Source organism: uncultured Tateyamaria sp., assembly GCF_947503465.1.
In the GTDB taxonomy this organism is placed as follows: Bacteria; Pseudomonadota; Alphaproteobacteria; order Rhodobacterales; family Rhodobacteraceae; genus Tateyamaria.
Genome location: NZ_CANNDN010000001.1, coordinates 1,171,880 through 1,196,698 on the forward strand (window position 1 = coordinate 1,171,880; position 24,819 = coordinate 1,196,698).

General features: G+C 60.6%; 27 protein-coding genes. 14 read left to right on the forward strand and 13 right to left on the reverse strand.

Annotation, left to right across the window (positions count from 1 at the left end; all coding sequences use genetic code 11):
- Positions 1–49 precede the first annotated feature (49 nt).
- The 10 genes from Q0844_RS06005 to coxB form a co-directional block, all read right to left on the reverse strand.
- On the reverse strand, positions 50–886 hold the full coding sequence (locus Q0844_RS06005; protein ID WP_299043054.1) for an MBL fold metallo-hydrolase: 837 nt from the start codon (positions 884–886) through the stop codon (positions 50–52).
- Between the two features lie 64 nt (positions 887–950).
- Entirely contained in the window at positions 951–1,535 is a 585-nt protein-coding gene (locus Q0844_RS06010; protein ID WP_299043055.1) for a GNAT family protein, read from the reverse strand.
- A complete protein-coding gene (locus Q0844_RS06015) occupies positions 1,535–2,797 on the reverse strand; it encodes a pitrilysin family protein (protein ID WP_299043056.1) in 1,263 nt (420 codons plus the stop codon). Before Q0844_RS06015 ends, Q0844_RS06010 begins: the two co-directional genes overlap by 1 nt.
- 21 nt (positions 2,798–2,818) lie before the next feature.
- On the reverse strand, positions 2,819–4,207 hold the full coding sequence (thrC, locus tag Q0844_RS06020) for a threonine synthase (protein ID WP_299043058.1): 1,389 nt from the start codon (positions 4,205–4,207) through the stop codon (positions 2,819–2,821).
- Positions 4,208–4,219: 12 nt separating this feature from the next.
- Positions 4,220–4,894, reverse strand: a complete 675-nt coding sequence (locus tag Q0844_RS06025; RefSeq protein ID WP_299043059.1) for an SURF1 family protein — start codon at positions 4,892–4,894, stop codon at positions 4,220–4,222.
- A 75-nt stretch (positions 4,895–4,969) separates the two neighbouring features.
- Entirely contained in the window at positions 4,970–5,827 is an 858-nt protein-coding gene (locus Q0844_RS06030; RefSeq protein ID WP_299043060.1) for a cytochrome c oxidase subunit 3, read from the reverse strand.
- A 10-nt stretch (positions 5,828–5,837) separates the two neighbouring features.
- Positions 5,838–6,413: a cytochrome c oxidase assembly protein gene (locus Q0844_RS06035; protein ID WP_299043062.1), complete on the reverse strand. Its 576-nt coding sequence runs from the start codon at positions 6,411–6,413 to the stop codon at positions 5,838–5,840.
- Complete coding sequence (locus Q0844_RS06040) at positions 6,413–6,574, reverse strand: cytochrome C oxidase assembly protein (RefSeq protein WP_299043064.1); 162 nt, start codon at positions 6,572–6,574, stop codon at positions 6,413–6,415. Before Q0844_RS06040 ends, Q0844_RS06035 begins: the two co-directional genes overlap by 1 nt.
- Positions 6,571–7,509, reverse strand: coding sequence for a heme o synthase (gene cyoE / locus Q0844_RS06045; RefSeq protein WP_299043066.1), 939 nt, complete (start codon positions 7,507–7,509; stop codon positions 6,571–6,573). Before cyoE ends, Q0844_RS06040 begins: the two co-directional genes overlap by 4 nt.
- 54 nt (positions 7,510–7,563) lie before the next feature.
- Positions 7,564–8,463, reverse strand: coding sequence for a cytochrome c oxidase subunit II (gene coxB / locus Q0844_RS06050; RefSeq protein WP_299043067.1), 900 nt, complete (start codon positions 8,461–8,463; stop codon positions 7,564–7,566).
- 185 nt (positions 8,464–8,648) lie between these two features.
- Between coxB and tldD the strand changes: the two genes are divergently transcribed.
- The 3 genes from tldD to topA all read left to right on the forward strand — a co-directional run bounded on the left by tldD (position 8,649) and on the right by topA (position 14,142).
- Positions 8,649–10,070, forward strand: coding sequence for a metalloprotease TldD (gene tldD / locus Q0844_RS06055; RefSeq protein WP_299043069.1), 1,422 nt, complete (start codon positions 8,649–8,651; stop codon positions 10,068–10,070).
- A 236-nt stretch (positions 10,071–10,306) separates the two neighbouring features.
- Positions 10,307–11,458 (forward strand): DNA-processing protein DprA, encoded by a 1,152-nt coding sequence (gene dprA / locus Q0844_RS06060; RefSeq protein WP_299043071.1) that lies wholly within the window; start codon positions 10,307–10,309, stop codon positions 11,456–11,458.
- A 110-nt stretch (positions 11,459–11,568) separates the two neighbouring features.
- Positions 11,569–14,142 carry a type I DNA topoisomerase gene (gene topA, locus Q0844_RS06065; protein ID WP_299043073.1) on the forward strand — a complete coding sequence of 858 codons (2,574 nt, stop codon included), beginning with the start codon at positions 11,569–11,571 and terminating at the stop codon, positions 14,140–14,142.
- On the opposite strand, the gene Q0844_RS06070 is transcribed toward topA, so the two are convergent.
- Complete coding sequence (locus Q0844_RS06070; RefSeq protein ID WP_299043075.1) at positions 14,134–14,583, reverse strand: MarR family transcriptional regulator; 450 nt, start codon at positions 14,581–14,583, stop codon at positions 14,134–14,136. The two genes, topA and Q0844_RS06070, sit on opposite strands and share 9 nt — an antisense overlap.
- A 158-nt stretch (positions 14,584–14,741) precedes the next feature.
- On the opposite strand from Q0844_RS06070, the gene Q0844_RS06075 reads away from it, so the two are divergent.
- The 5 genes from Q0844_RS06075 (at position 14,742) to Q0844_RS06095 (ending at position 18,318) form a co-directional block, all read left to right on the forward strand.
- Positions 14,742–15,386, forward strand: a complete 645-nt coding sequence (locus tag Q0844_RS06075) for an SRPBCC family protein (RefSeq protein ID WP_299043077.1) — start codon at positions 14,742–14,744, stop codon at positions 15,384–15,386.
- Positions 15,387–15,663: 277 nt separating this feature from the next.
- Positions 15,664–16,359, forward strand: a complete 696-nt coding sequence (locus tag Q0844_RS06080; RefSeq protein ID WP_299043079.1) for a CoA transferase subunit A — start codon at positions 15,664–15,666, stop codon at positions 16,357–16,359.
- Between the two features lie 11 nt (positions 16,360–16,370).
- On the forward strand, positions 16,371–17,399 hold the full coding sequence (locus Q0844_RS06085) for a PAS domain-containing protein (protein WP_299043080.1): 1,029 nt from the start codon (positions 16,371–16,373) through the stop codon (positions 17,397–17,399).
- Positions 17,400–17,408: 9 nt separating this feature from the next.
- Positions 17,409–18,035 carry a 3-oxoacid CoA-transferase subunit B gene (locus tag Q0844_RS06090; RefSeq protein WP_299043082.1) on the forward strand — a complete coding sequence of 209 codons (627 nt, stop codon included), beginning with the start codon at positions 17,409–17,411 and terminating at the stop codon, positions 18,033–18,035.
- Positions 18,028–18,318: a GNAT family N-acetyltransferase gene (locus Q0844_RS06095; RefSeq protein ID WP_299043084.1), complete on the forward strand. Its 291-nt coding sequence runs from the start codon at positions 18,028–18,030 to the stop codon at positions 18,316–18,318. The genes Q0844_RS06090 and Q0844_RS06095 overlap by 8 nt, the downstream gene beginning before the upstream one ends.
- A 9-nt stretch (positions 18,319–18,327) precedes the next feature.
- On the opposite strand, the gene Q0844_RS06100 is transcribed toward Q0844_RS06095, so the two are convergent.
- Positions 18,328–19,128, reverse strand: a complete 801-nt coding sequence (locus Q0844_RS06100; protein ID WP_299043085.1) for a lytic transglycosylase domain-containing protein — start codon at positions 19,126–19,128, stop codon at positions 18,328–18,330.
- 367 nt (positions 19,129–19,495) lie between these two features.
- Between Q0844_RS06100 and Q0844_RS06105 the strand changes: the two genes are divergently transcribed.
- From Q0844_RS06105 to cpaB, 3 genes are all read left to right on the forward strand, one after another.
- A complete protein-coding gene (locus Q0844_RS06105; RefSeq protein ID WP_299043086.1) occupies positions 19,496–19,699 on the forward strand; it encodes a hypothetical protein in 204 nt (67 codons plus the stop codon).
- 98 nt (positions 19,700–19,797) lie between these two features.
- Positions 19,798–19,983 carry a hypothetical protein gene (locus tag Q0844_RS06110; RefSeq protein ID WP_299043088.1) on the forward strand — a complete coding sequence of 62 codons (186 nt, stop codon included), beginning with the start codon at positions 19,798–19,800 and terminating at the stop codon, positions 19,981–19,983.
- 197 nt (positions 19,984–20,180) lie between these two features.
- Positions 20,181–21,038, forward strand: a complete 858-nt coding sequence (gene cpaB, locus Q0844_RS06115) for a Flp pilus assembly protein CpaB (RefSeq protein WP_299043089.1) — start codon at positions 20,181–20,183, stop codon at positions 21,036–21,038.
- 123 nt (positions 21,039–21,161) lie between these two features.
- On the opposite strand, the gene Q0844_RS06120 is transcribed toward cpaB, so the two are convergent.
- Positions 21,162–21,314 (reverse strand): hypothetical protein, encoded by a 153-nt coding sequence (locus tag Q0844_RS06120; RefSeq protein ID WP_299045310.1) that lies wholly within the window; start codon positions 21,312–21,314, stop codon positions 21,162–21,164.
- Here Q0844_RS06120 and Q0844_RS06125 point away from each other — a divergent pair.
- The 3 genes from Q0844_RS06125 (at position 21,276) to Q0844_RS06135 (ending at position 24,810) form a co-directional block, all read left to right on the forward strand.
- Positions 21,276–22,664, forward strand: a complete 1,389-nt coding sequence (locus Q0844_RS06125; RefSeq protein ID WP_299045219.1) for a type II and III secretion system protein family protein — start codon at positions 21,276–21,278, stop codon at positions 22,662–22,664. The genes Q0844_RS06120 and Q0844_RS06125 overlap by 39 nt on opposite strands.
- A 10-nt stretch (positions 22,665–22,674) precedes the next feature.
- Positions 22,675–23,340, forward strand: a complete 666-nt coding sequence (locus tag Q0844_RS06130; RefSeq protein WP_299043090.1) for an OmpA family protein — start codon at positions 22,675–22,677, stop codon at positions 23,338–23,340.
- 231 nt (positions 23,341–23,571) lie between these two features.
- On the forward strand, positions 23,572–24,810 hold the full coding sequence (locus tag Q0844_RS06135; RefSeq protein WP_299043092.1) for an AAA family ATPase: 1,239 nt from the start codon (positions 23,572–23,574) through the stop codon (positions 24,808–24,810).
- The last annotated feature ends 9 nt before the right edge of the window (positions 24,811–24,819 follow it).

Below are 24,819 nucleotides of genomic sequence, written 5' to 3' on the forward strand. Positions count from 1 at the left end.
ATCCCGTGGTGCCAGAAAGACCGGCACGGGACAATATCGAAGCGCCGTCTTACTCCTCGGGCGTGGCACGCAACCAGGCGGGGCGCAGCACCATGATGGTCGGGCGGCCCGGCAACCGATCAAGCGAGACATCCAGCGACGGGCCGCCCACTTCGACAACCGCGAATTCTTCGGCCATGCCTGCCAGAAACGCGTCCAATGTGAACTCTCCGAACCAGTGCATCGGGATCACGATCGAGGATTTGAGGCGCGACACGATCCGCATCATGGTGGGCAGGTCAACGGTCATGCCCCCGTCCACGGCTGCCATGACCACATCCAGGCGCCCAATGGCTGCATATTGTTCGTCACTGGGCTCGTGGTGCAGGTGGCCCAGGTGCCCGATGCACAGGCCCGCCACTTCGAAAATGAAGATCGAGTTGCCATTGTCCTCGACGCCCGACCATTGCGACCGGATATCTGTGGATACGTTACGGATCAGCACCTCGCCAAGGTCAAGACGGTGGTCGATACCCGCCCCGAACTCTTCCCCCCATCCGGGCAGGACATGGGGAATGGCCGGATCCGGAAAGGCGGTCCAGTGTGTTTCATGAGCGTGGTTCATCGTGACCACATCCGGGATCATCGGGGCTGAGCCGGTGAAGCCGGTGAAATCCGTCACCATGTTCAACCCGCCTGCCGTACGGATGAGAAATGAGGCGTGCGCAATGTAGTGCAGGCGCACCGTTTCCGGCGCTACCTGCACGTCAAAGCTGGCTTTGCGCGCGAACGCGGCCCCGTCGATCTGGTCGGCAAGGGCAATGCAATGGCTGGGGGTACGGACATCCTGGGCGGCCAATGACATCGGCACGACACAGAACGCGAAGGCTAGGATCAAGAAACGCATGAATTGAGGTTAGCGCACCTTGAGATTTTTACAAAAAATCTTGGCAAAAATCCGTGTCGGGTTTTTATCCCGCGTCGGTTCGACCGCGCCGGTCCATCCGCAGGGCCGCATACAGGACATGGGTGCGCCAACGCCCGTCGATTTGCAAATAGCTCTGCGCGACGCCTTCGTATTTGAACCCGCACGTTTCCAACAGCCCGCGCGACGCCACGTTTTCCGGGAGGCAGGCCGCTTCGATCCGGCTCAGATCCAGCCGGGTGAACGCGTGGTGGACCACCGCAAGGATCGCTTCGCGCATGTATCCCTGCCGCGCATGGGCCGCACCCGTCCAATAGCCCAGCGTTCCCGCCTGTGCAGGCCCGCGCCGAATATTGTCCAACGTAATGGCGCCCAGCAGCGTATCGTCGGCACGCCGCAGCAGGAACAATGGCATGGCTGTGCCGCTCGTGACCGACCGCTGAGCCCAATAGACCCGATTGGTGAAGGCTTTGCGCGTCAGATGATCATTTGCCCAGCTCGGCTCCCACGGGGTCAGATGCTCTGCGCTGGTGGCCCGAAGAGACGCCCAATCGCGAAAGTCGGAATGTGTCGGCGGGCGCAGCGTCATACGCTCCGTTTCGATCCGCAGTTTCCGCTTGTTCAGGATCATCAGGCGGCGCGCCGCTCCTGCAGGGTGGCACGCGTCGGCGCGGCATCAATCGGCCCGTAGAGGGCCAGCGCCATGGGCGCCTGTGTTGCCATGTGCTGTGCAAAGACCCGGACATCTTCCACCGTCACACTATCGATCAACGCGACGGTTTCGTTCAGCGCCGGGACCCGGTCCCAGATCTGGACCAGCCGCGCGAGCCGTTCGGCCCGGTTGGAAGGGCTTTCAAGGCCCATGAGAAGGCCCGCCTTCATCTGCGCCCGCGCGCGATCAACCTCTGCCGCGGTCATATCGTCGGCCGCGCGCTTGATCTCGTCCAGTGTGATGGTGGCCAGATCGGCGACCTGTTCGGCAGAGGTGCCTGCATAGACCGTGGTCATGCCCGTATCCGCATACGCCCCCGCTTGCGCAAAGATCGTGTAACACAGGCCGCGATTTTCGCGCACCTCCTGGAACAGTCGGCTGGACATGCCACCGCCCAGCGCACTGGCATAAATCTGCGCCGTATAGATCGCGTCGTCCCTGTATCCGGGCGATTCGAAAGCCATCGCGAAATGGGCCTGTTCCAGCGCCTTGCTGCGCCGGTCTTCACCGCCCGAAAAGGTCGCAAGATCCGCAACCCGTTTCGGGCGTGGCGAAAGATGCCCGAACAACGTCTCGGCCAGCCGAACAACCGCGTCGTGGTCGACCGCGCCAGCAGCCGACAGGATCATCTGTTCCGGACCGTAATGTTCATCAACAAACCGGGACAGGTCAGCGCGGTTAAAGGCGGAAACGCGTTCGGATGGTCCCAGGATCGTGCGCCCAAGGGGCTGTTCGGGATAGGCTTGCTCTTGCAACCAGTCAAAGATGACATCGTCCGGCGTATCCAGCGCCTGGCCGATCTCTTGCAGGATCACGCCGCGCTCCACCTCGATCTCGTTCTGATCAAAGACGGGATTGAGAAGAATATCCGCCAGCACGTCCAATGCCAGCGGCACATCGTTCTCAAGCACCCGCGCGTAATAAGCGGTCACCTCGCGACTGGTATAGGCGTTGATGTAGCCACCCACATCCTCAATGGCCTCGGCGATCTGCAAGGCGCTTCGCCGCTTGGTGCCCTTGAACGCCATGTGTTCGAGGAAATGCGCGATCCCGTTCTGTTCGGGTGCTTCGTGCCGGGCGCCGGCCCCGACCCAGATGCCGATCGAGGCCGAGGCGAGCCCGGGCATGTGTTCGGTCACGATACGAAAGCCGTTCTTCAGACGATGGGTGTGCGTGGTCAATTCAGTCTCACTGCCGTTTGGTCACTGCGCGCGATGGTCAAGGATATGCGCCTTGAGCGCTTCAAGGTCGTTGGGCACCCGCGTCAGCCGTTCCGCGCGTTCATACAGGTCTGCCATCCGCGGTGGAAGGGGGGGTGTGATGCCTGTCGCCGCCTCGACCGCCGCAGGGAATTTGGCGGGATGCGCCGTCGCCAGTGTGATCATGGGCGTGTCGGACGTACGGATCGCATCCGCCACGTGGACCCCGACGGCAGAGTGTGGGCACAAAAGCTCTCCGGTGGCCTTCAGCGACGTGGTGATCTGGGCGCTGGTTTCCTCTTCGGACACGCGGCCAGAGGCATAGTGGTCCTGTAGCACCTGCATCGCGCCCTGGCTGACATCGAACCCGCCATCTTTCAGTTCGTCCATCAACTGCGCCACGGCCGATCCATCCCTGTCGTAGGCGTCAAACAGCGCCCGTTCGAAATTGGAACTGACCTGAATGTCCATGGATGGGCTGATCGACGGGATCGTTGCACCCTTGTGGTAACCCTGCCCGCTGAGGCAGCGATGCAGAATGTCGTTCTGGTTGGTTGCAACCACCAGCTTGTCTATGGGCAGACCCATCCGTTTTGCGATGTAGCCCGCAAAGATATCGCCGAAGTTGCCGGTCGGCACGGTAAAGCTGACCTTGCGGTGAGGCGCGCCAAGTGCCACGGCCGAGGAAAAGTAGTAGACGACCTGCGCCAGCACCCGCGCCCAGTTGATCGAGTTCACCCCGGCAAGGCCCACGCCGTCGCGGAAGTCGAAATCGTTGAACATCTCCTTGAGGCGTGCCTGGCAATCATCGAAATCGCCCTCGACGGCGAGGGCATGTACATTGGCCTCGACCGGCGTCGTCATCTGGCGGCGCTGCACTTCGGACACCCGGCCATGGGGGTACAGGATGAACACGTCAACATTGTCGAGCCCGCGAAACGCTTCGATCGCGGCCGACCCGGTGTCACCGGATGTGGCACCGACAATGGTGACGCGCTGCCCACGCCGTTTCAGCGCAGTTTGAAACAGCTGCCCGATCAGCTGCATGGCAAAGTCCTTGAACGCCAACGTCGGTCCGTGAAACAGCTCCAGCAGGAAATGGCCCTGGTCCAGTTGCACCATGGGTGCGCGGGCCGCATGACCGAATCCGGCATAGGCCTTGTCGATGCAGCTATGCACTTCGTCATCGGTAAAGGTGTCCCCGATGAAGGGGCGGATCACGGTATAGGCAATCTCTTCGTAGCTTTGCCCGTCCATTGCGGCAATTGCGCCCTGATCCAATGTCGGGATCGTTTCCGGCACATACAGGCCCCCATCGCGGGCAAGGCCTGTCAGCATCGTATCTTCGAAGGTCAGCACGGGGGCTTGGCCACGGGTCGAGATGTAGCGCATGGGTCGTCTTTCTCAGCGCGGGCTGCGGTTGGTGCGCAGCACGAAATAGGCAGTCATCAGCACCCAGATCGCCGCCAGCGAAAACCAGGTGATTGCGTATTGCAGGTGATCGTTCGGAATGCCAGCCGTGTCTACCGGCCAGGGCGTCACGCCAAGGTCCATTTCCGGCGTGTCGCGCAGGACGATCAGAACGGGTTGGGTGCCCAGGGCATTTGCCATGGCGGGTACATCGCGGGCGAACCACAGGCCCTTTTCCAGGTCCGGTGCCGGCGTGAAACTGTCCGCTTCGTTCGGTGAATCAAGATTTCCGACAATCGTGAGGGGCAGCAGAGGCGCATCCTGCACCTCGGCCCCGCCCGGCACCCACCCCGTGTCGATCAGGACAGGGCCAAAACCATCGGCCTCGAAGGGCCGGATGATCCGGTACACCGCGCCGGTCGTTTTGCGCGAGGCCAGCATACGCGCCTGCCCGTCGGCAAAGGTCCCCGTAACCTCCACCGGCGCATACCGCCGGAATTCAGGCTGCGTCGCGGCAGCGAGTGTGACGGGCGGTGCTTCGATCTGCGCCTCGATCCGGGCGAGCATCTCTTGCTTCGAGGCCAGGCGCTCGACCTGCCACACACCCAGTCTGATCAGGATACCTGCCCCCATCAGGCCAAAGGTCAAAAGAAAGAGGAAGCGACGCATCCGCCTGGTTGTCCTGTCTGAAAGTGAAAAGCGCGCGGAAACCGCGCGCTTTGGCCTTGGTGCATGTGCCGCGGATCAGTGATCGAGGCCGGGCATCGTGCTGACGCCCCAGATGTAGACGGCCATGAACAGGAACAGCCACACGACATCCACAAAGTGCCAATACCACGCCGCCGCTTCGAACCCGATATGCTTCTCGGCCGAGAAATGTCCCTTCATCGCCCGCAGGAGGCAAACAAACAGGAAGATGGTGCCGATGATCACATGTGCCCCGTGGAACCCGGTTGCCATGAAGAAGCCCGAAAAGAACTTGTCGCCGCCAAATTCCCAGCCCTGGTACAGCAGGTAGGAATATTCGTAGGCCTGCAAAGCGGTAAACGCGACACCCAGAACCACGGCGATGGCAAGGCCGTTGATTACGTCCTTGCGTTCCCCGCCATGCACCAGCGCGTGGTGCGCCCAGGTCACGGCACAACCGGACAGCAAAAGGATCAACGTGTTGATCAGCGGCAGGTGGAATGCATCCACATGGTAGATTTCGGGCTGGACGTATTCAGTGCCGACATATTCACTCATCGGGTAGATGTAGCTTTTGAACGAGGCCCAGAACCAGGCGGCAAAGAACATCACCTCGGACATGATGAACAGGATAAAGCCATAGCGTAGGCCAATGCGCACGACGGGTGTGTGATCGCCAATCCGGCTTTCGGCAACAACGTCAGCCCACCAACCGAACATCGTATAAAGGACAGCGACAAAGCCGATCAGGAACAACCATGGACCGCTCAATTCGATCGACTTGAAGAAGATGGTCATACCGCCGGACATCCAGCAAACGGCGCCAAACAACATGGCAAAGCCCGCAAGCGCGCCAAGCAAAGGCCAGGTCGATGGCGCAAGAATGTGGTAGTCGTGATTTTTTGCGTGGGCCATGGTCCGTCCCTCAGTTCAGGTTTGTATCGTCCGCCTGCTCCAACGCGGCATAGCCGTCGGGCAGGTCGATTTGGTAAAAGGTATAACTCAGCGTGATCGTATGCACATATTTTGCGTCGCGGTCCGTCACGATGTCCGGGTCGACATAGAAGGTCACAGGCATCACCACCCGTTCACCGGGCTGCAAGACCTGTTCTTCAAAGCAGAAGCAATCGATCTTGGAAAAGAAGCCGCCCGCCTCGTAGGGGGCCACGTTATAGCTGGCCGATCCGGCCACGGGCCGGTCCGTCGGATTGTACGCTTCATAAAACGCGAGGCCGGTTTCACCGATGCGTAATTCCATCTCACGCACTTCGGGGGTGAATTGCCACGGCATGTGACGCTCCAGCGATGCGTCAAAGCGCACCTTGATCGTCTGATCCAGGATATCTTCGTTTGCGACCTCGGACACACCGGGCGTGCCACCGAAACCGGTGACCCGGCAAAACCAATCGTAGAAGGGCACGGATGCCCACGCCAGGCCACCCATGACCACAACCAGGCCCACGGTCTGGGCGACGGTTCTTGTAGGACCTTCCAGACGCATCACTGTGTCTCCTCGATCCGCGGCAGTTCGAACGCGCCGCCTGTGATTTTCACGAATGTCAGCGCCAGAACCAGCACGACGAATCCGGCCAACATCAGACCCACACCGACATTGCGCCCTTTGCGCCGCTGATGGATTTCATGTTCTGCCTTGATGCTCATGCCCAGATCCCCCACGCGGCGGGCAACATCGCCTCAACCAGGATCGCACCAAAGTGCAGGAACAGGTACAGCAACGACAGCTTGAAGAATGTCTTCTCGACCGCATAGCCGTCGGCTTCGGCCTGTGCCTCATCCCGGCGCCAGATGTCGAAGGCCCCCTTGAGGAACAATACGTTCAGGACCACGGCAGCCACCAAGTAGACCGGCCCGCCGATTGACGTGAACGCCGTGCCCACGGCCAGCGCAAACAGCAAAGCGGTGTAGGCCAGGATATGCACGCGGGTCACCTTGCGCCCGTGGGTCACGGTTAGCATCGGCACGCCCGCGTCGTCGTAGTCGGACTTCATGAACAGGGCCAGCGCCCAGAAGTGGGGCGGCGTCCACATAAAAATGAGCGCAAACATCAGCCACGCCTCGATGGACATGGACCCGGTGGCAATCACCCAGCCAATGACCGGCGGGAAGGCCCCGGCCGCGCCACCGATCACGATGTTCTGCGGGGTCGAGCGCTTGAGCCACATGGAGTAGATGACGGCATAGAAAAAGATGGTGAAGGCAAGCAGCCCGGCGGCCAGCAGGTTCGCGCTGAGCGCAAGCATCATCACCGACATGCCGGACAGGGCAAAGCCAAGCACCTTGGCTTCGTCCGCGGTTACCTTACCGGCGGGGATGGGCCGTTTGGCCGTGCGCTTCATCACGCCGTCGATATCCGCATCCCACCACATGTTCAGCGCGCCCGACGCGCCCGCGCCGATGGCCACGAACAGGATCGACGCAAATGCAATGACCGGGTGCACCGGCACCGGGGCAGCCAGCAGGCCGACCAGCGCGGTAAAGACGACCAGAGACATTACACGAGGTTTCAGCAGGGCAAAGTAGTCACCCAAGGATGCTTCTGCCTCTTGTGTCTGTGTCTGATAGCTGATGTCGGTCATTTCAATCCTGCTGGACGAACGGTGTATGCGGCGGGGTGACCCGCCGCGTCAGCCTTAGTTGGTCAGAACCGCGCTCACATCGACATAGTCGCCGCCGTCGCGGTTGGCGTCGAGCCACGCGGCATACGCGTCTTCGCTGACAACTTTGACAGTGATCGGCATATAGGCATGGGCAATGCCGCACAGTTCAGAGCATTGACCGAAATAGATGCCTTCCTTCTCGGCTTCGAACCACAGCTCGGCCAGACGGCCGGGCACCGCGTCCTGCTTCACACCGAAAGCCGGGATGGTCCACGCGTGGATCACGTCCGCACCGGTAACCTGCATCACGATGGTCTTGCCCACGGGCACGACGACTGCGGTGTCTGTGGCAAGAAGGAAATCTTCCTCGGAATAACCCGCAGCTTGCAGCTGGGCCACGACCTCGTCGTTCTTGGCATAGTCATACGCCAGCTCGGCATCCAGCGGCGCACTGGCCGGGGCACCGATCATGTAGCTGTCGAATGAGATATCCTCGTCCACATACTCGTAGCCCCAGAACCACTGGTAGCCAGTGACCTTGATGGTCACATCCGCTTCGGGGATCTCCTGCTGGTGGAACAGCGTCGGCAACGAAAAGGCACCGATGAACACCAGAATGACGATCGGGATCACGGTCCACGCAATCTCGACCGGGGTGTTGTGGGTAAAGCTCGAAGGCTCGGGGTTCCGGGTCCGGTTGTAGCGCACGATCACCCATGCCAGCAGCGCCACCACAAACAAGGTGATCAGCGTGATGATGACAAGGATCATGCCATCCAGCCATTGCAGGCGGCGGGCAATCTCTGTCGCGGCAGGCTGAAAGCCGATGCCGCCGTCAACGGGGCGGCCGATCACTTCCAGACCATCCTGGGCCCAGGCCGGGGCGGCGGCAAGGGCGCTCAGCACACCCGAAATCGAGAAAAGCTTTTTCATCTGGTCGTCCTGATCTTGATGATCAACATGAGGAGGGAGAAAGGCCACAGCGCGCACTGCTTCCGCCTCCCGTTGTATTGTCGCGACTTACAATCATATTCTGACTTCAAGATAAAGACGTAAGGGGCGCGTCAAACGGACGCTTGCCGTGGCGAAATGCCCCACAGCATACCGGAGTATACCTGATGACCGACGCCCCCTTTGCCTCGCTGGATCACGACATTGATCGCGGGGTGGCCCTGCAGGTGCTGCGCGATGCGACCGCCGGGGCCGATGATGGCGAACTGTTTCTAGAACGCCGCCGGTCCGAGGCGTTGGTGTACGACGATGGCCGCCTGAAAACAGCCAGCTATGACGCAGCGCAGGGGTTTGGACTGCGTGCGGTGCGTGGCGAAGTGGCCGGATACGCCCATTCCACCGACATCTCGGAATCGGCGCTGCGCCGTGCTGCAGAGACCGCGCGGCTTGCCGTCGGCAGCGGTGGCGGGACGCTCGCCGATGCGCCGACCCCGACGAACACGCGACTCTATACATCCGATGATCCCATCGCCGGGGCCAGCTTTCCCGTCAAACTCGACACCCTGAAGGATATAGACGCCTATGTCCGCGACCTTGATTCGCGGGTGGTTCAGGTCTCGGCCTCCCTTGCCGCCTCTATCCAAGAGGTCGAAATATTGCGTCCCGAAGGTCATTCCGTGCGGGATGTACGCCCCATGACCCGGCTCAACATCTCGGTCATCGTGGAACAGGACGGACGCCGCGAAAGCGGAAGCGCGGGTGGCGGTGGGCGCGTTGGTCTGGACGGCCTGATTGATCGTGACGACTGGCAGGCCAAGGCCCGCGAGGCGTTGCGCGTTGCCGTCGTGAACCTGGATGCCGTGCCCGCCCCCGCCGGGGTCATGGACGTGGTCCTTGGACCGGGTTGGCCGGGTATTCTGCTGCACGAGGCCATCGGGCACGGGCTGGAGGGCGATTTCAATCGCAAGGGCAGTTCCGCCTTTGCTGGGCTTATGGGCGAACGCATCGCGGCACCCGGTGTGACCGTCCTTGATGACGGTACGATCCCGGACCGGCGCGGGTCAATCACCGTGGACGACGAAGGCACGCCGTCGGCCAAGAACACGTTGATCGAAGATGGCATTCTGGTCGGCTACATGCAGGATCGGCAAAACGCGCGCCTCATGGACGTGAAGGCCACCGGAAACGGGCGGCGGCAAAGCTATGCCCACGCCCCGATGCCGCGCATGACCAACACCTACATGCTGGGCGGCGACACCGCGCCCGGCGATATCGTGGCGAACCTCAAGGATGGCATCTATGCCGTGGGATTTGGCGGTGGTCAGGTCGACATCACCAATGGCAAGTTCGTCTTTTCCTGCACCGAAGCCTATAGGGTTGAGAACGGCAAAGTGGGCGCGCCGGTCAAGGGGGCCACGCTGATCGGCGACGGCGCGACGGCCCTCAAGCAGATCCGCGGCATCGGCAATGACATGGCCCTTGATCCCGGGATGGGCAATTGCGGCAAGGCTGGCCAATGGGTGCCTGTGGGGGTCGGACAGCCCACGTTGATGATCGGCGGATTGACGGTTGGTGGGTCCGCAACCTGACGGCACGCTGATTCTGCATAGACCAAAAGACACAAGGACTTAGCCGCAGTCTCCCCATATCTGGGGAGGTTTGGGCAGCCTCGCAGTTCCTCGTTTGTTCTTTGCCGATTTTTTTGCCCAGAAATTTTCGTGGGAAATCAACCAGTAGACGAGCGATCCGCCATTCACTCGCGCTTGTTCACGCCTTGTTAACCTTGCCGCACTTAAAACACATTCAGCAACGGACGGAGCCACGGATGACTGAAAAGGATACCCATCCTTCTTCCACTCACCCCCCACTCCCACCCACCTCGGAAGATGACCAGTTCACACGTCTCCGTCTGTTGCGCTCTCGCCGGGTCGGCATCTCGACGTATAAACGCCTGCTGATTGAACACGGCACCGCGCAAAATGCGCTGGCCGCGCTACCTGAGGTAGCGCGCGCCGCCGGCGTTGAAAAATACCATGTCTGCCCCGAAGCCGTCGTGCACGCAGAACTGCGCGCCGCCCGCGCCGCCGGCGCGCGGCTGGTCGCACAAGGCGACCCCGATTACCCCGCTCCGCTGAATGACCTGAACGATGCACCTCCGTTTCTGTGGTTGCTGGGGGACGCGGCGATCTTGCAGCGGCCCATGATTGCCATGGTGGGCGCGCGCAACGCATCCTCGCTTGGCACGCGCATGGCCAGGTCCCTTGCCCGCGACCTTGCCGACCATGGCTATGTCATCGTGTCCGGGCTGGCGCGGGGTGTGGATGCCGCAGCCCATCTTGCTACGCTCGACACAGGCACCGTTGCGGTGCAGGCCGGTGGGGTCGATACGATCTATCCCGCTGAAAACACCAAACTGGCCGAAGACATTGCCGCAAAAGGTGCGCGCATCAGCGAGCAACCCATGGGGCTGCAACCCATGGCGCGGCACTTTCCAGCACGCAACCGCATCATCTCCGGCCTTGGCCGCGCAACCATAGTTGTCGAGGCGGCGGCCAAATCGGGCAGCCTGATCACGGCGCGTGACGCGCTGGATCTGGGACGTGATGTACTGGCTGTTCCGGGGCACCCGATGGATGCGCGTGCGTCGGGGTGCAACATGCTGATCCGCGATGGCGCGACGCTAGTGCGTGACGCCGCCGACGTGATCGAAGCCCTGGCGCCGATCGCGCCGCGCGTGCCGCCGGAACTGCCCTTGCAGCCGCCGACAACTAGGCCCCACGACAAGCGGAGCCTGCAGGCGACCGCCGCCTTGCATCAGCAAATCCTGGACCGGCTTGGCCCCTCCCCCCTCGCCGAGGATCAGTTGATCCGCGACCTTGGCGCGCCCTCGTCCACCGTGGCCCCTGCCCTTGTGGAACTGGAACTGGATGGCAGCATCGACCGCGCGCCCGGCGGGCTGCTGACCCGCGCCAGTTAAGCGCACCCCAGCGACCCTTCCAGCGGCGCTTGTTGACATTCGGCGCTTGCACCCCACATGTTGCGCCGCCATAGAGCAGCAAATTTTCCCGTCCGAGGTTAGCCCGTTACATGCCTGTCGTCGTTGTCGAATCCCCAGCCAAAGCCAAGACGATCAACAAGTATCTGGGCGACAATTACACCGTTCTGGCCAGCTACGGCCACGTGCGTGACTTGCCGCCCAAGGACGGATCGGTCGATCCCGACAATGAATTCGACATGCTTTGGGAAGTGGCGTCCGACAGCAAGAAACACGTCAAGGCCATCGCCGATGCGCTGAAAGACGACAATGCGCTGATCCTCGCAACCGACCCCGACCGCGAGGGCGAAGCGATCAGCTGGCACCTGCAAGAAGCGCTGACCAAACGGAAATCAATCAAGAAAGACACCGACGTCAAACGCGTCACCTTCAACGCGATCACCAAGGCAGCTGTGACCGAGGCGATGAAAAACGCGCGCCAGGTCGACATGCCGCTGGTCGAAGCCTACCTGGCCCGTCGCGCGCTGGATTACCTTGTGGGTTTCAACCTGTCGCCCGTGCTGTGGCGCAAGCTGCCGGGTGCGAAATCCGCGGGTCGCGTGCAATCGGTCTGCCTCCGCCTCATCACGGAACGCGAGATGGAGATCGAAGCCTTCCGCGCCCGCGAATACTGGTCGGTCAAGGCCGTCCTCGCGTCCCCGCGGGGACAGGAATACGAGGCGCGGCTGGTCAGCCTTGCAGGCAAGAAGCTGGAAAAATACGACCTGGAAAACCAGACGGCCGCTGAATTGGCCCAACAGGCCATCACCAGCCGCGATCTGAAAATCCAGTCGGTCGAGGCAAAGCCTGCCTCCCGCAACCCCTCGGCCCCGTTCATGACATCCACCCTGCAGCAAGAGGCCAGCCGCAAGTTCGGCATGGGCGCGCGGCAATGCATGTCGTCAGCCCAACGTCTCTACGAGGCGGGCTATATTACCTATATGCGGACCGATGGCATAGATATGGCACCAGAGGCTGTGCAGAACGCCCGCGACGCGATCAAGGATCGCTATGGCGCGGAATATGTGCCCGGCAGCCCGCGCATGTACAAGAACAAGGCCAAGAACGCGCAGGAAGCGCACGAATGTATTCGGCCCACGGACATGGCCCGCGATGCCGCCAGCCTGAAGATCACCGATGACGACCAGCGCAAGCTCTATGACCTGATCTGGAAACGGACGCTGGCCTGCCAGATGGAAGGCGCCCGGCTCGAGCGCACCACGGTCGAGATTGGCAGCGATGACGGCCAGGTGGTTCTGCGTGCCACCGGCCAGGTGGTGCTGTTTGACGGGTTCCTGCGGGTCTACGAAGAGGGTCGCGATGACGAGGTCGTCGATGACGACGACAAGCGCCTGCCGCAACTGAGCGAGGGCGAAGGCGCCGACAAGCGCTCGGTCACCCCCGAACAGCATTTCACGCAGCCCCCGCCGCGCTATACCGAGGCGACGCTGGTCAAGCGGATGGAAGAGCTGGGTATTGGTCGACCGTCCACCTATGCCAGCATCGTCACGACGATCCAGGATCGCGAATATGTCCGCAAGGACCGCAACCGCCTGATCCCCGAGGACAAGGGCCGGTTGGTGATTGCCTTCCTGGAAAACTACTTCCGCAAATATGTCGGTTACGACTTTACCGCGGGCCTAGAGGAAGAGTTGGACGATGTGAGCGCGGGCGACCGCAACTACAAGGATGTGCTTGGCCGGTTCTGGCAGGATTTCAGCGCCGCGATTGCCGAAACGTCCGAATTGCGGATCACAGAAGTGCTGGAAAAGATCAACGAGGTGCTGGAACCGCACCTGTTTCCGCCGCTTGAAGATGGCGGTGATCCGCGACTGTGCCCCAATTGCGGGGCCGGTCGCCTGTCCATGCGGACCGCCCGGTCGGGCGGCGCGTTCATCGGCTGTTCGAACTACCCTGAATGCCGTTATACCCGGCCCTTCGGCCCGCCGGACCCAGAGGCGGAGGCCAGCGCCATTCCGCCCGAAGGCAAGTTGCTGGGCACCGATGAGGGAGACGAGATTCGCGTGTTCAAGGGCCGCTTTGGTCCCTACGTGCAACGCGGCGAGGTGACGGAAGAGAACAAGAAACCCCCTCGCCAATCGATCCCCAAGGATTGGGTCCCCGAAGATCTGGAATTGGACCGCGCTGTCATGCTGCTGTCGCTTCCGCGCGAAATCGGCCCCCACCCCGAAGACGGGATCATGGTGTGGGCCAATATCGGGCGATATGGGCCCTACCTGAAACACGCCGAAACGACGTCGGACCGGGGCGGCACCAACGCCAATCTGGAAAGCATTGACGAGGTGTGGACCGTTGGCATGAACCGCGCCGTGCAGCTTTTGGCTGAAAAGGTGGCCAGTCGGGGTGGACGCGGGGCTGCCGCCAAGCCGTTGCATGAGCTGGGGGAACACCCAAGCGAAGGCGGGCCTGTCAACGTGATGAAGGGCAAGTACGGTCCTTACGTCAAATGGGGCAAGGTCAACGCGACCATTCCCAAGGGGACGGAACCCGAAGACGTGACCATGGACATGGCCGTTCAGCTGATCGCGGAAAAAGCGCCGAAGAAAAAGGCGACGCGTAAAAAGGCCGCCCCGAAAAAGGCGGCTGCCAAGAAGAAGTCAGCCTGACCCGTTCTCGAGCGCCGACACGCGCTCGACCACGCGCCCCAGCAAATCCAGCAATGCGGCCTGATCGTGCGGCTCCAACGCCGACAGGAACAGGTTCATGTTGTGCAGGTCCTGCGTGTGGATGGCGTCGGCGATGCGCCGCCCTTCCGACGTCAATTGCAAGTCGTAGGCGCGCCGATCTTCGGTGCTTTGCTGGCGCTCGATCAGTCCGCGTTTGATCAGGCGGGCCACGACGCTGCTGGCTGTGGTGGGCACAATCCCGAGCGCATCCGATATGCCGGATGCCCGCACCACACCGTTTTCCCGCAGCATGCCCAAGGCGTGAAAATCAAGCGCGTTGAAGCGCACCACATGCTGGTGTTCGGGCGAGGTCCGCTCGCTTACCAACATCACCCGCATCAACGTGCGGACATATCCCAACAGCCTGTAATCTTCGGTCATAGGCCGATTTCTGTGCAAAAGGACTTGAACGTTCAAGAGACAATCCCATTTAGTGCGACACTCGTATATTTTAGTACGAGATTCGTATCAAGGAGATCCTGACGATGACCCTACGCCCCTTTGTGATCGCGGCACTTGTTCTGGCGCCTATGGCAGGCATGTCCGTTGCTGGCACGAATGCTGCCGTTCAACTGCCCAACCTCACCTTCCAGACAACCGTCGAAGACACCCCTTCCGCGCATGTGTTGGCCAGTCAAAGCGAACCCACCGCGACCGAAGCCTTTATCGCGAAAAACCCCGATATCCCGCTGCCACCGGACTTGGCTGCCGACGGTTCCTATTTGACCAACACTGTCACGGCGACCCTGCATGGCACCGTTGCCGGTGTTCGTGCGCATTTTGAAGAAAACCCGGTGACAAATTTCACGGTGCCCACAGAATCGATCCCGGCGATCGAAGACATCACCTATCTTGCCGGGGCGTGGCCGGAACCCGGAGCGCTGCGCCGCGTCGATCTGGCAAACGGCTACAGCGTGCACGAGCAGGTCGTCGTGAACACCGAAAGCCGCTTCGTCTACCAGATCTGGAATATCACCGCACCTGCCGGGCGGGCCATCAACCATATCAAGGGCGAGTTCAACTTTGATCAGCAAGGTGACGACGTCAAAATCACGTGGGACTACAACATCAAACCACGGGCGTTTTTTGTTCGCCCCGCAATCAACACCTTCCTCAAAGAAGACTTCGCGCCGTTCATGCAAGCCGGAATGACGGGAACCGTGAACGCCTACGCCCCTCGTTGATCCGCTACGAAACCTGATGCGGCCGGCACCCTTGCTGGCCGCACAACCTGTACCAAGGTCCGGGACACCGGTGCGCGGCATTGCACCCACCGGCAAACGTGCGCCGACCAGCGGCAATCACCTGTTTTTTGATATATTTCGCCAGTCGTTGACGCCCATGATGGGCCATCACGCAATATAGCGCCTGCTTGGTTCAGCGCGTTGACTTTGATGATGTATACATTCACATACTATGCCCGGCGAACGATCCCTTGCTCGGGGTGATTTGGGGAAAGACATGAAGAAGATTTACGGCTCTGCCGCTGATGCGCTGGACGGACTATTGTTTGATGGCATGTTCATCGCCGCCGGAGGATTTGGACTGTGTGGCATCCCCGAACTGCTGCTGGATGCGATCAAGGACGCAGGCACCAAGGACCTGACATTTGCGTCCAACAATGCGGGCGTTGACGATTTTGGCATCGGCATCCTGCTGCAGACGCGTCAGGTGAAAAAGATGATCTCGTCCTATGTCGGTGAAAACGCGGAATTCATGCGCCAGTACCTGTCCGGAGAGTTGGAACTGGAATTCAACCCGCAAGGGACACTTGCCGAACGGATGCGCGCCGGCGGCTGTGGCATCCCGGGGTTTTACACAAAGACCGGCGTCGGCACCGTGATCGCGGACGGCAAGGAACATAAAGACTTCGGTGGCGAAACCTACATCATGGAAGAGGGCATCTTTGCCGACCTGTCGATCGTGAAGGCGTGGAAGGCGGACGAGACCGGAAATCTGGTGTTCCGCAAAACGGCGCGCAATTTCAACCCACCCGCTGCGATGTGTGGTAAGGTGTGCGTGGCCGAGGTGGAAGAGATCGTGCCAACAGGGAGCCTCGACCCCGATCACATTCATCTGCCGGGCATCTATGTCCACCGCTTGATCCAGGGCGAACATGAAAAGCGCATCGAACAACGGACAACGCGCGCCGCGTAAGGAACCAGGCCATGCCTGACACCATCGAAGAACTGCTACGGGACGACAAATCCTTTGAAGGGTTTTCCCGGTCCCAGGTCGCCATGATCGTGACCAACCCGCATCTTGAGGACAATCCGATTGTCTATGTGAACCAGGCATTCACCCGGTCCACAGGCTATGCCCGGTCATCTTCGATCGGGCGCAACTGCCGGTTTTTGCAGGGCGAAGCCACGCGCAAGGCGGACGTGGACAAGCTCCGCGCCGGGATCGAGGCCGAGGAAAGCGTGACGGTCGATATCCTGAACTACCGCGCCAATGGTGAGCCGTTCACCAACCGCCTGATCGTCGCGCCGGTGCATGACGACAAGGGACAGACGCAATACTTTGTCGGCATCCAGAAAGAACTGCGCCAAAATGAACTGTCGACCAGCGTCGAAGAAATCAACGCGCAACTGATCGAGATCCAGAACCGCGTGGCGTCCGACCTGTCGATGATCATCGGCATGATCCGCCAGCAATCCGGCGCCACGTCCGTTCCCGAGGATTTCGCGGCCCTGAGCCGCCGAATCGAAACGCTGCAACTGCTGTACGAAGAAATGAAGCTGAGCGATCAGCAGTCGAACCGCGATAGCATCCAGATGGGCAGCTACCTGTCCCGTCTGTCCGCCGCCATCGCCCATATCGAAGGGCGTTCGGGCATCCGCGTATCCTTGCAGATCGAAGCGCTTGAAGTGCCGATTGAAACAGCAACCCGTGTCGGTCTTGTGCTGTCGGAATTGTTGACCAACGCCTTCCAACACGCCTTCGATCGGATCGATATGGGCCTTGTCGAAGTGCGCATGAGCCGCCTGAGCGCCGGTGGCTTGCGCCTGACCGTGTCTGATGACGGTGTGGGCATCCCCAACGACATGGAGTGGCCGGACACCAAGACAGTTGGCGGAAGAATCGTTTCGGGCCTGATCGAGGGCCTGGAAGGTACGATTCATCTGGGCCGTGGCGCGGCCGGCAGCTTTATTACCATTGATGTGCCCGCGGGCGCAGCCCTCACCGACGAATAAGGACAATCGATGCCCTGGGATCGCAACCAAATGGCGGCGCGCGCCGCACAGGAACTTGAAGACGGCTGGTATGTGAACCTCGGGATCGGGATTCCGACGCTGGTGTCGAACTATATCCCAGAGGGGATCGAGGTTACCCTGCAATCCGAGAACGGGATGCTGGGCATGGGCCCCTTCCCCGTCGAGGGTGAAGAGGATGCGGACCTGATCAACGCGGGCAAGCAGACCATCACCGAACTGCCCCAGACAGCCTATTTCGACAGCGCCCAAAGCTTTGGCATGATCCGCGGCGGCAAGATCGCGATGGCGATCCTTGGCGCCATGGAAGTGGCCGAAAACGGTGACCTCGCCAACTGGATGATCCCGGGCAAGCTGGTCAAGGGCATGGGCGGCGCGATGGACCTTGTTGCGGGCGTGGGCCGCGTGGTGGTGGTCATGGACCACACCAACAAGCATGGCGACAGCAAAGTGCTTAAGGAATGCACCCTGCCCCTGACCGGCAAGGGCGTTGTCGACAGGATCATCACCAATCTCGGTGTTCTCGATGTTGTCGAGGGCGGGCTTGAGATTGTCGAAATGGCCGATGGCGTGACCGAAGACGAACTGCGCGCCGCCACGCAAGCCACCCTTGTCTGATGTCGACATCCGGCGGGAAGAAGGTGACACCAAGGGGCGTTACGTTCTGACCCGGAACGGGGTCGAGGCGGAACTGACCTATTCCATCCTGTCGCCCCAGACCCGCATCGCGGACCACACCGGCGTGCCCGACACATTGCGCGGCACCGGTGCGGGCCAGGCGCTGGTCAAACGTCTTGTGGACGACGCGCGTGCCGAAGGATGGAAAATCGTGCCGCTTTGCCCCTTTGTGAATGCGCAGCGGGCCATGCATCCCGATTGGGCAGATGCGTTCAACGTCTGACGCACCCCCTCAGTTCAACGCTGCAAACACGCATCCATCGGTGACCAGTTCCGGCGGCGTCAGGCACAGCCCGCTTGCGACTTGAAAGGTGGCCAGCACCTTGGGCACATAATCACGCGTTTCGGAAAAGGGCGGTACGCCTTGATGGGTGCGCACTGCCCCCTCGCCCGCGTTATAGCCTGCAAGGACCAGTACGGGATCGCGGTCAAACCGCTGCATCAGCCAATCCAGGTATTTCACCCCGCCCGCAATGTTGTCGGCGGCCGCGAAATTGTCTTTGACCCCGAAACGCGCCGCTGTGTCCGGCATCAATTGCATCAGGCCCTGCGCACCTGCGCTGCTCTGGGCGTCCACCTTGCCCGCGGATTCCACCATCATCACGGCCAGAACCAGGGCGGGTGACACGTCTGTTCCGATGGTGGCTTTCAGGATTTCTACTCCCTGCGCCTGCGCCAGCGCCTGCATTTGCTGAAGACGCGGAACCGGCACCGGCTGTTCCGCACGCGCCAGCGCCCGCAGCGCCAGGTCCAGCCGCCCCGGCCCTGCCTGTTCAATGTCGGGCGACACATCCTGCCAGAACCAGTCGAACCGCGCGGCAGCCGCCGGCGCATCTGCATTCGGCGTGGCGGATGGTGCAGGCGCGGCAGGGACGTCCGGTTCGATCTGTATCGTGATAAACCGTTTGGCACCGGGTTTCGGCGGTTTGACCCGCTTGGCGGAGAACTCCTTGAATGGCGGCGGGTCCTCTGCCGCGGCCAAACCACAGGACAAGCACAGCGCTGTCAGCACAGCAACAGACAAACGAACCATGAAACTGCTCTCGGTTGCGCCCGCTCTCCGGCAGGCATTGCCTAATATTCGCAAAAACTGGCGTTTCAGGCCAGCCCAGGACGGCGAAAAATGGCGATGCTGCCACATTTGCACCGGTGTTTAACGAAAATTACACGAATTCACATGGTCGCCCGACATGTAATTCAATGAAAACAGCAGCTTAAGAATTTTCCGCAAAAAAATCTGACCCAGACGTGAAATCCTCAATATGCCGCCAAATTCGTGCCCCAATCCCCCGACTATATAGCGTCATACCAAGTCGGACACGGGCCAATGAGAGAGAGCGGCCCACCAAGGACGGCGAGGTTGAAACGCAAATCTACTGATCCTTTGGAGGGACACTATCATGATCAAATTCATCAAAAACTTCCGCAACGACGAAGACGGCGCCGTGACAGTTGACTGGGTTGTTCTGACCGCTGCTGTGGTTGGCCTGGCAATTGCTGCTTACACATCGATCGAATCCGGTGCGACCGGCCTGACCGACGCAACTGACACGTTCCTGACCGGCCAGACTGTTGGCGAAATCGGCGAGCCTGCCGGCGAATAATATCGGACATATCGTCTGACACCAGGGGCCGTGACCGCAACAGGACGCGGCCCCTTTTTCGACCAACAAACATTCAAGTATGTGTAATGAGGCAGTCGATGATCCATTTCCTGAGAAACTTCAAGCGCAGCGAAGATGGGGCTGTGACCGTCGATTGGGTTGTGCTGTGTGCTGCCATCGTCGGCCTGGCCATCGCAGTCATTACAGCCATGCAGACCGGTGCGCTGACGCTGACCGGCAATGTCGGCGACTTTTTTGACACGACATTCTTCCAGGGCGAATAAAGTCCACACCTTGCAGATCGACATCCAATGACCCGACCGCCTCGTGCGCGCCGGGTCTTTGTCATTCGAGGGCCCGCCCGGCATCACTGCCTTCGACCTTCCCCACCCGCTCCCCGAAATCGCCACATTCTGATGTCAGTTGACTCGCAAGAGGTTCCGTCCCTTCCGGACAGGGGCCCAAGCAATGAGGTGCTGAAATGCGAATGGTATTTGGATTGGTCTTGCTTGCCGGGGTCGCCCTGGCTGGTGGGGCCGTATACATGGCCAAGAATTACATCGGGCAATATCAGACGGCTTTGGCCGCTGAACGTGCCCAACGTGACAAGATCGTGCCGACCGTCCCGGTCTATGTTGCCGACCGGCAGTTGAAATACGGGGAAACCCTGACGGAAAAGGACGTGCGCCGGATCGATTGGCCGCAAAACGCGCTGCCCGAAGGTGCCTTTACGGCTGAAAAACCGCTGTTCCCCGAGGGCCAGAACGAACCGCGTGTCGTGCTGCGCACCATGGAAAAATTTGAAGCCATCCTCGCGGTGAAAGTGACCGAACCCGGCGAAGAGGCTGGCCTGACATCCCGGCTGGAACGCGGAATGCGCGCCTTTGCCATTCGCGTCGACGTCGCCTCCGGCGTTTCCGGCTTCTTGCGCCCCGGCGACCGCGTGGACGTCTATTGGACAGGTCGCGTGAACCAGGACCTGGGCGGTACGCGCGGCGAAGTTACCAAGCTGATCCAGCCCGCCATTCAATTGATCGCCATCGACCAGAATGCGGCCGGTGACCTGGATGGCGCGATCATCGCGCAGACCGTGACCGTTTCCGTGGCCCCGGATCAGGTGGCCAAACTGGCCCAGGCGCAATCGACCGGGCGTCTGTCCCTGTCCCTTGTGGGCGCCGAGGACGACACGGTTGCAGGCGCAATCGAAGTGGACCAACGTGCGCTGCTGGGCATCGAAACCAAGGAGGTCAAGGTCGAGGTCGAAGAGGAAAAGACCTGTTCCATCCGTACGCGCCGCGGCGCCGAGGTGGTTCAAATTCCGATCCCCTGCACCAACTGATCGCCTCGATTTCAAGCACTTACCCCGGCGTCACCCCAAGTGGCGCCGGTTTTCGTTTGTGCCTCTGTTGCCAGTTGTCCACATAAACGAACTGCCTGAACCCATTGATTCTTGCAAAAAAATCTAAACTGCCGCATGGTGACCCAAATCGCGGGCACCAAGACCCGACACCGAGGCGTGATCAAAAAGGCAGGTCACATGAAAATTGACGGACTTATCAAAGCGGCCCTTCTCGGGTTGTGTTTCGCTGCAGGCCCAATTGCGGAAACCGTTCATGCGGAAAATCTGCGTGTGGTTCGCAAGTCAACTGAATCAACGCTGAATGTTCCGATGAACAGGGCGGTCGTGGTCGAAAGCGACACGGCCTTTGCCGAGCTCAGCATCGCGAACCCCGCGATTGCCGATATCTCGTCGCTCAGCGACCGGACGATCTATGTTCTGGGCAAGTCGCCCGGTCTGACAACCCTAACCCTGCTGGACGCGAACGGACGGCTCATCACGAACGTGAATGTTCGCGTGTCGGCGGATATCTCGGAATTCAAGGAACGGCTACGCCAGATCCTGCCCGGGGAAAAAATCGAAGTGCGTACAGCCAATGACGGGATCGTCCTGTCGGGCGTCGTATCATCGTCTGCGCGACTGCAACGGGCGTTGGACCTTGCAGAACGCTATGCCGAAGGGCGCGTGAGCAACCTGATGAGCGTGGGTGGCATCCAACAGGTGATGTTGAAAGTGCGCTTTGCGGAAATGAACCGCTCTGTATCAAAATCTCTCAGTTCGTCGCTGTCCCTGGGCGGGTCCGTCCTGTCCGGTGACCTCGGCATCAGTGGCGGTAACGGCACAACCGTTTCCGCGGGTGGTGTTGCGAACTCGCTGTCCGGTTCATTGCCAGCTTCAAACACCAATGCGGGCGCGATTCTGTTTGGCTTCAACGCGGGCAACGCGCAAATCGGCCTTCTGCTGGAAGCCCTTGAATCCAAAGGGGTTGTGCGGACGTTGGCAGAACCGAACCTGGTGGCCCTGTCCGGGCAAGAGGCGCGGTTCCTTGCCGGTGGCGAATTCCCCGTCCCAATCGCCCAGGAACAGGGCGTGATCACGGTTGAATTCAAACCGTTCGGTGTACAGCTCAACTTTATCCCCCGCGTGGTGGACAAGGACCTGATCAATCTCGAACTCGAGGCATCCGTGTCGGCCCTCGACCCCACCGCGTCGATTACGGCAGACGGGTTCAGCATCTCGGGCTTCAGCCGCCGCGAAACCTCGACCACAGTTGAACTGCGGGATGGCGAAAGCTTTGCAATCGCGGGCCTGCTCGAAGACAACTTCCTCGACAGCAACAGCCAACTGCCCTGGCTGGGCGATGTGCCGGTGCTGGGTGCCCTCTTCCGCTCCGCCTCATACCAGCGCGAACAGACAGAACTGGTGATCATCATCACCGCGCATCTGGTTTCGCCGGTCAAGGGTGACGCTTTGGCCCTGCCCACGGACCGCATCAAACCCCCGAGCGAACGGGACCTGTTCCTCTTTGGCCGCACAGCCGCAGGCACACGTCCCCCGAAGGAAGGTGCCGCAGGCGAGGTTGCCAAACAGGACTTCTCCGGCTCATATGGCTACGTGTTGGATTAAGGACAGGGTCATGAAACCGATCTTCACCGTCGCATTGGCAAGCAGCATCGCCCTTGGCGCCTGTGGACCGTCCAACGACCCGGTGTATACCCAATTCTACCGCGAAGCGGGCGCATTGGTGGATACGGGCCAGTTTGGCAACGCAACCGCGAACAACACGCTTTTGCTGACCGGTGAACGTCAATACACCTTCGATCTGGCCCAACGCTTCGCGTCCGAGGTTGGTACGACGGTGAACTTCGCCTTCAACTCGTCGCAACTGGATGCAGGTGCGCGTGACGCGCTGCGTGAACAGGCAGTGTGGATCCGTCAATTCCCAGAAATCCGGTTCCGTGTCTATGGCCATACGGATGCGGTCGGATCGGCGGCATATAACAAGCGGCTGGGTCTGGCCCGCGCCAATGCGGTTGTGCAGTACCTGACGACCCAAGGCATCAGCCGGTCGCGGCTCGAAGCGGTCGCCTCATTTGGCGAAACGCAGCCCTTGATCGTCACCCAGGGCCGTGAACGCCGCAATCGGCGCACCGTGACCGAGGTCAGCGGCTTTGTGAAATCGCACCCCACCGTCCTCGACGGCAAGTATGCGCAGATCATTTACCGCGACTACGTAACCTCGGCCGAGGCCAAGTCGACGCTGAGCGGCACAAGCGGCAGCGACTTCGTTACATCCGAGTAAATCTACCCCTTTCAATGCCAAGGGCCCGCAGACAATCCTGTCTCCGGGCCCTTTATCGTTCTGAGATACCCAACAATTGGAGTTTTTTGGCCCAAATCTCGCCTGAATTCGCTGCGACAACTCCCCCTGAGGACACGTATGCCCGGTGAAACGTACCGGGCGAGGGTCAGCGCATCCGCCCACAACGGGGCATTTGGCTGCAAGACCCTTTGAACAAAGGACGAGTGGGCAATGAGCAGCGTAATGCCACAACCGGAAACAGCGCCGATCACGGCTTGTACGATCAGCCGCGATGTACAGAACTTCGACCTTCTGATCGAAGACATGGAACATGCCCTGGGCGAGGCGTGGGGCGATCTCGGCTTTGCCGAAGCCCTGGCGTTTTTCAATCAACCCGAAGCCGAAGCAATGGAATTCGTGGCGCTTGCCCTTGATGAAGAAGACGAAGACAACCTGGTCCTTCTGGGCGAGATCATCAAGCAGGCGAAGTCACGCGGCATCAAGGTGATCCTGATCGCCGAAGACGTCACACCCGCCGCCCTGCACCAGCTCTTGCGCCAGGGCGCCGACGAATTTGTGCCCTACCCGCTTCCCGAAGGCGAATTGCAACAAGCCATTGAACGGATTCAGGCTGCAGACCGTCCACAGCCCGCCGACAGCGAACGCACATCGACACTGAAATCCGGGACCGACAAACAGGGCGCTGTCTTCGTTTGTCACGGCGTGGCCGGCGGCACGGGTGCGACCACGCTGGCCGTCAACCTGGCCTGGGAACTGGCACTGCTGTGCAGCGGCGAAACCCCCTCGGTCTGCTTGTTGGACCTTGATTTCCAGTTCGGGTCGGCCTCGACCTATCTGGACCTGCCCCGACGCGAAGCGGTGTTTGAAATGCTGTCGGACACCGAAAGCATGGATGACGAGATTTTCGGCCAATCCCTTCTGACCTTCGAAGAAAAACTTGAGGTGCTGACAGCCCCCGCGGACATGATCCCGCTGGATCTGGTCACCGCCGAAGATATCGGCCGGGTGGTCGAAATGGCCCGTGCGCATTTCGACTACGTGGTCGTCGACATGCCCTCGACCCTGGTGCAATGGACCGAAACCGTCCTGAACGCGTCGCATCTCTATTTCACAACGCTTGAGATGGACATGCGGTCAGCCCAGAACACACTGCGCTTCAAACGCGCCCTTCAGTCCGAAGAGCTGCCGATTGAAAAGCTGCGCTATGTTCTGAACCGCGCGCCGAAATTCACCGATCTTGGTGGCAAGGCACGGGTCAAACGGTTGTCGGAAAGCCTTGATATCGCCGTCGAAGTCCAGCTTCCCGACGGTGGCAAACCCATCACGCAGGGCGCGGATCACGGTCTGCCGCTTGCCACCTCCGCCACAAAGAACCCGCTGCGCCGCGAAATTGCGAAGCTTGCAGCGTCCATCCATGAACTCAGCGAGGACCACGCCAAAGCGGCGTGATCCGACAAC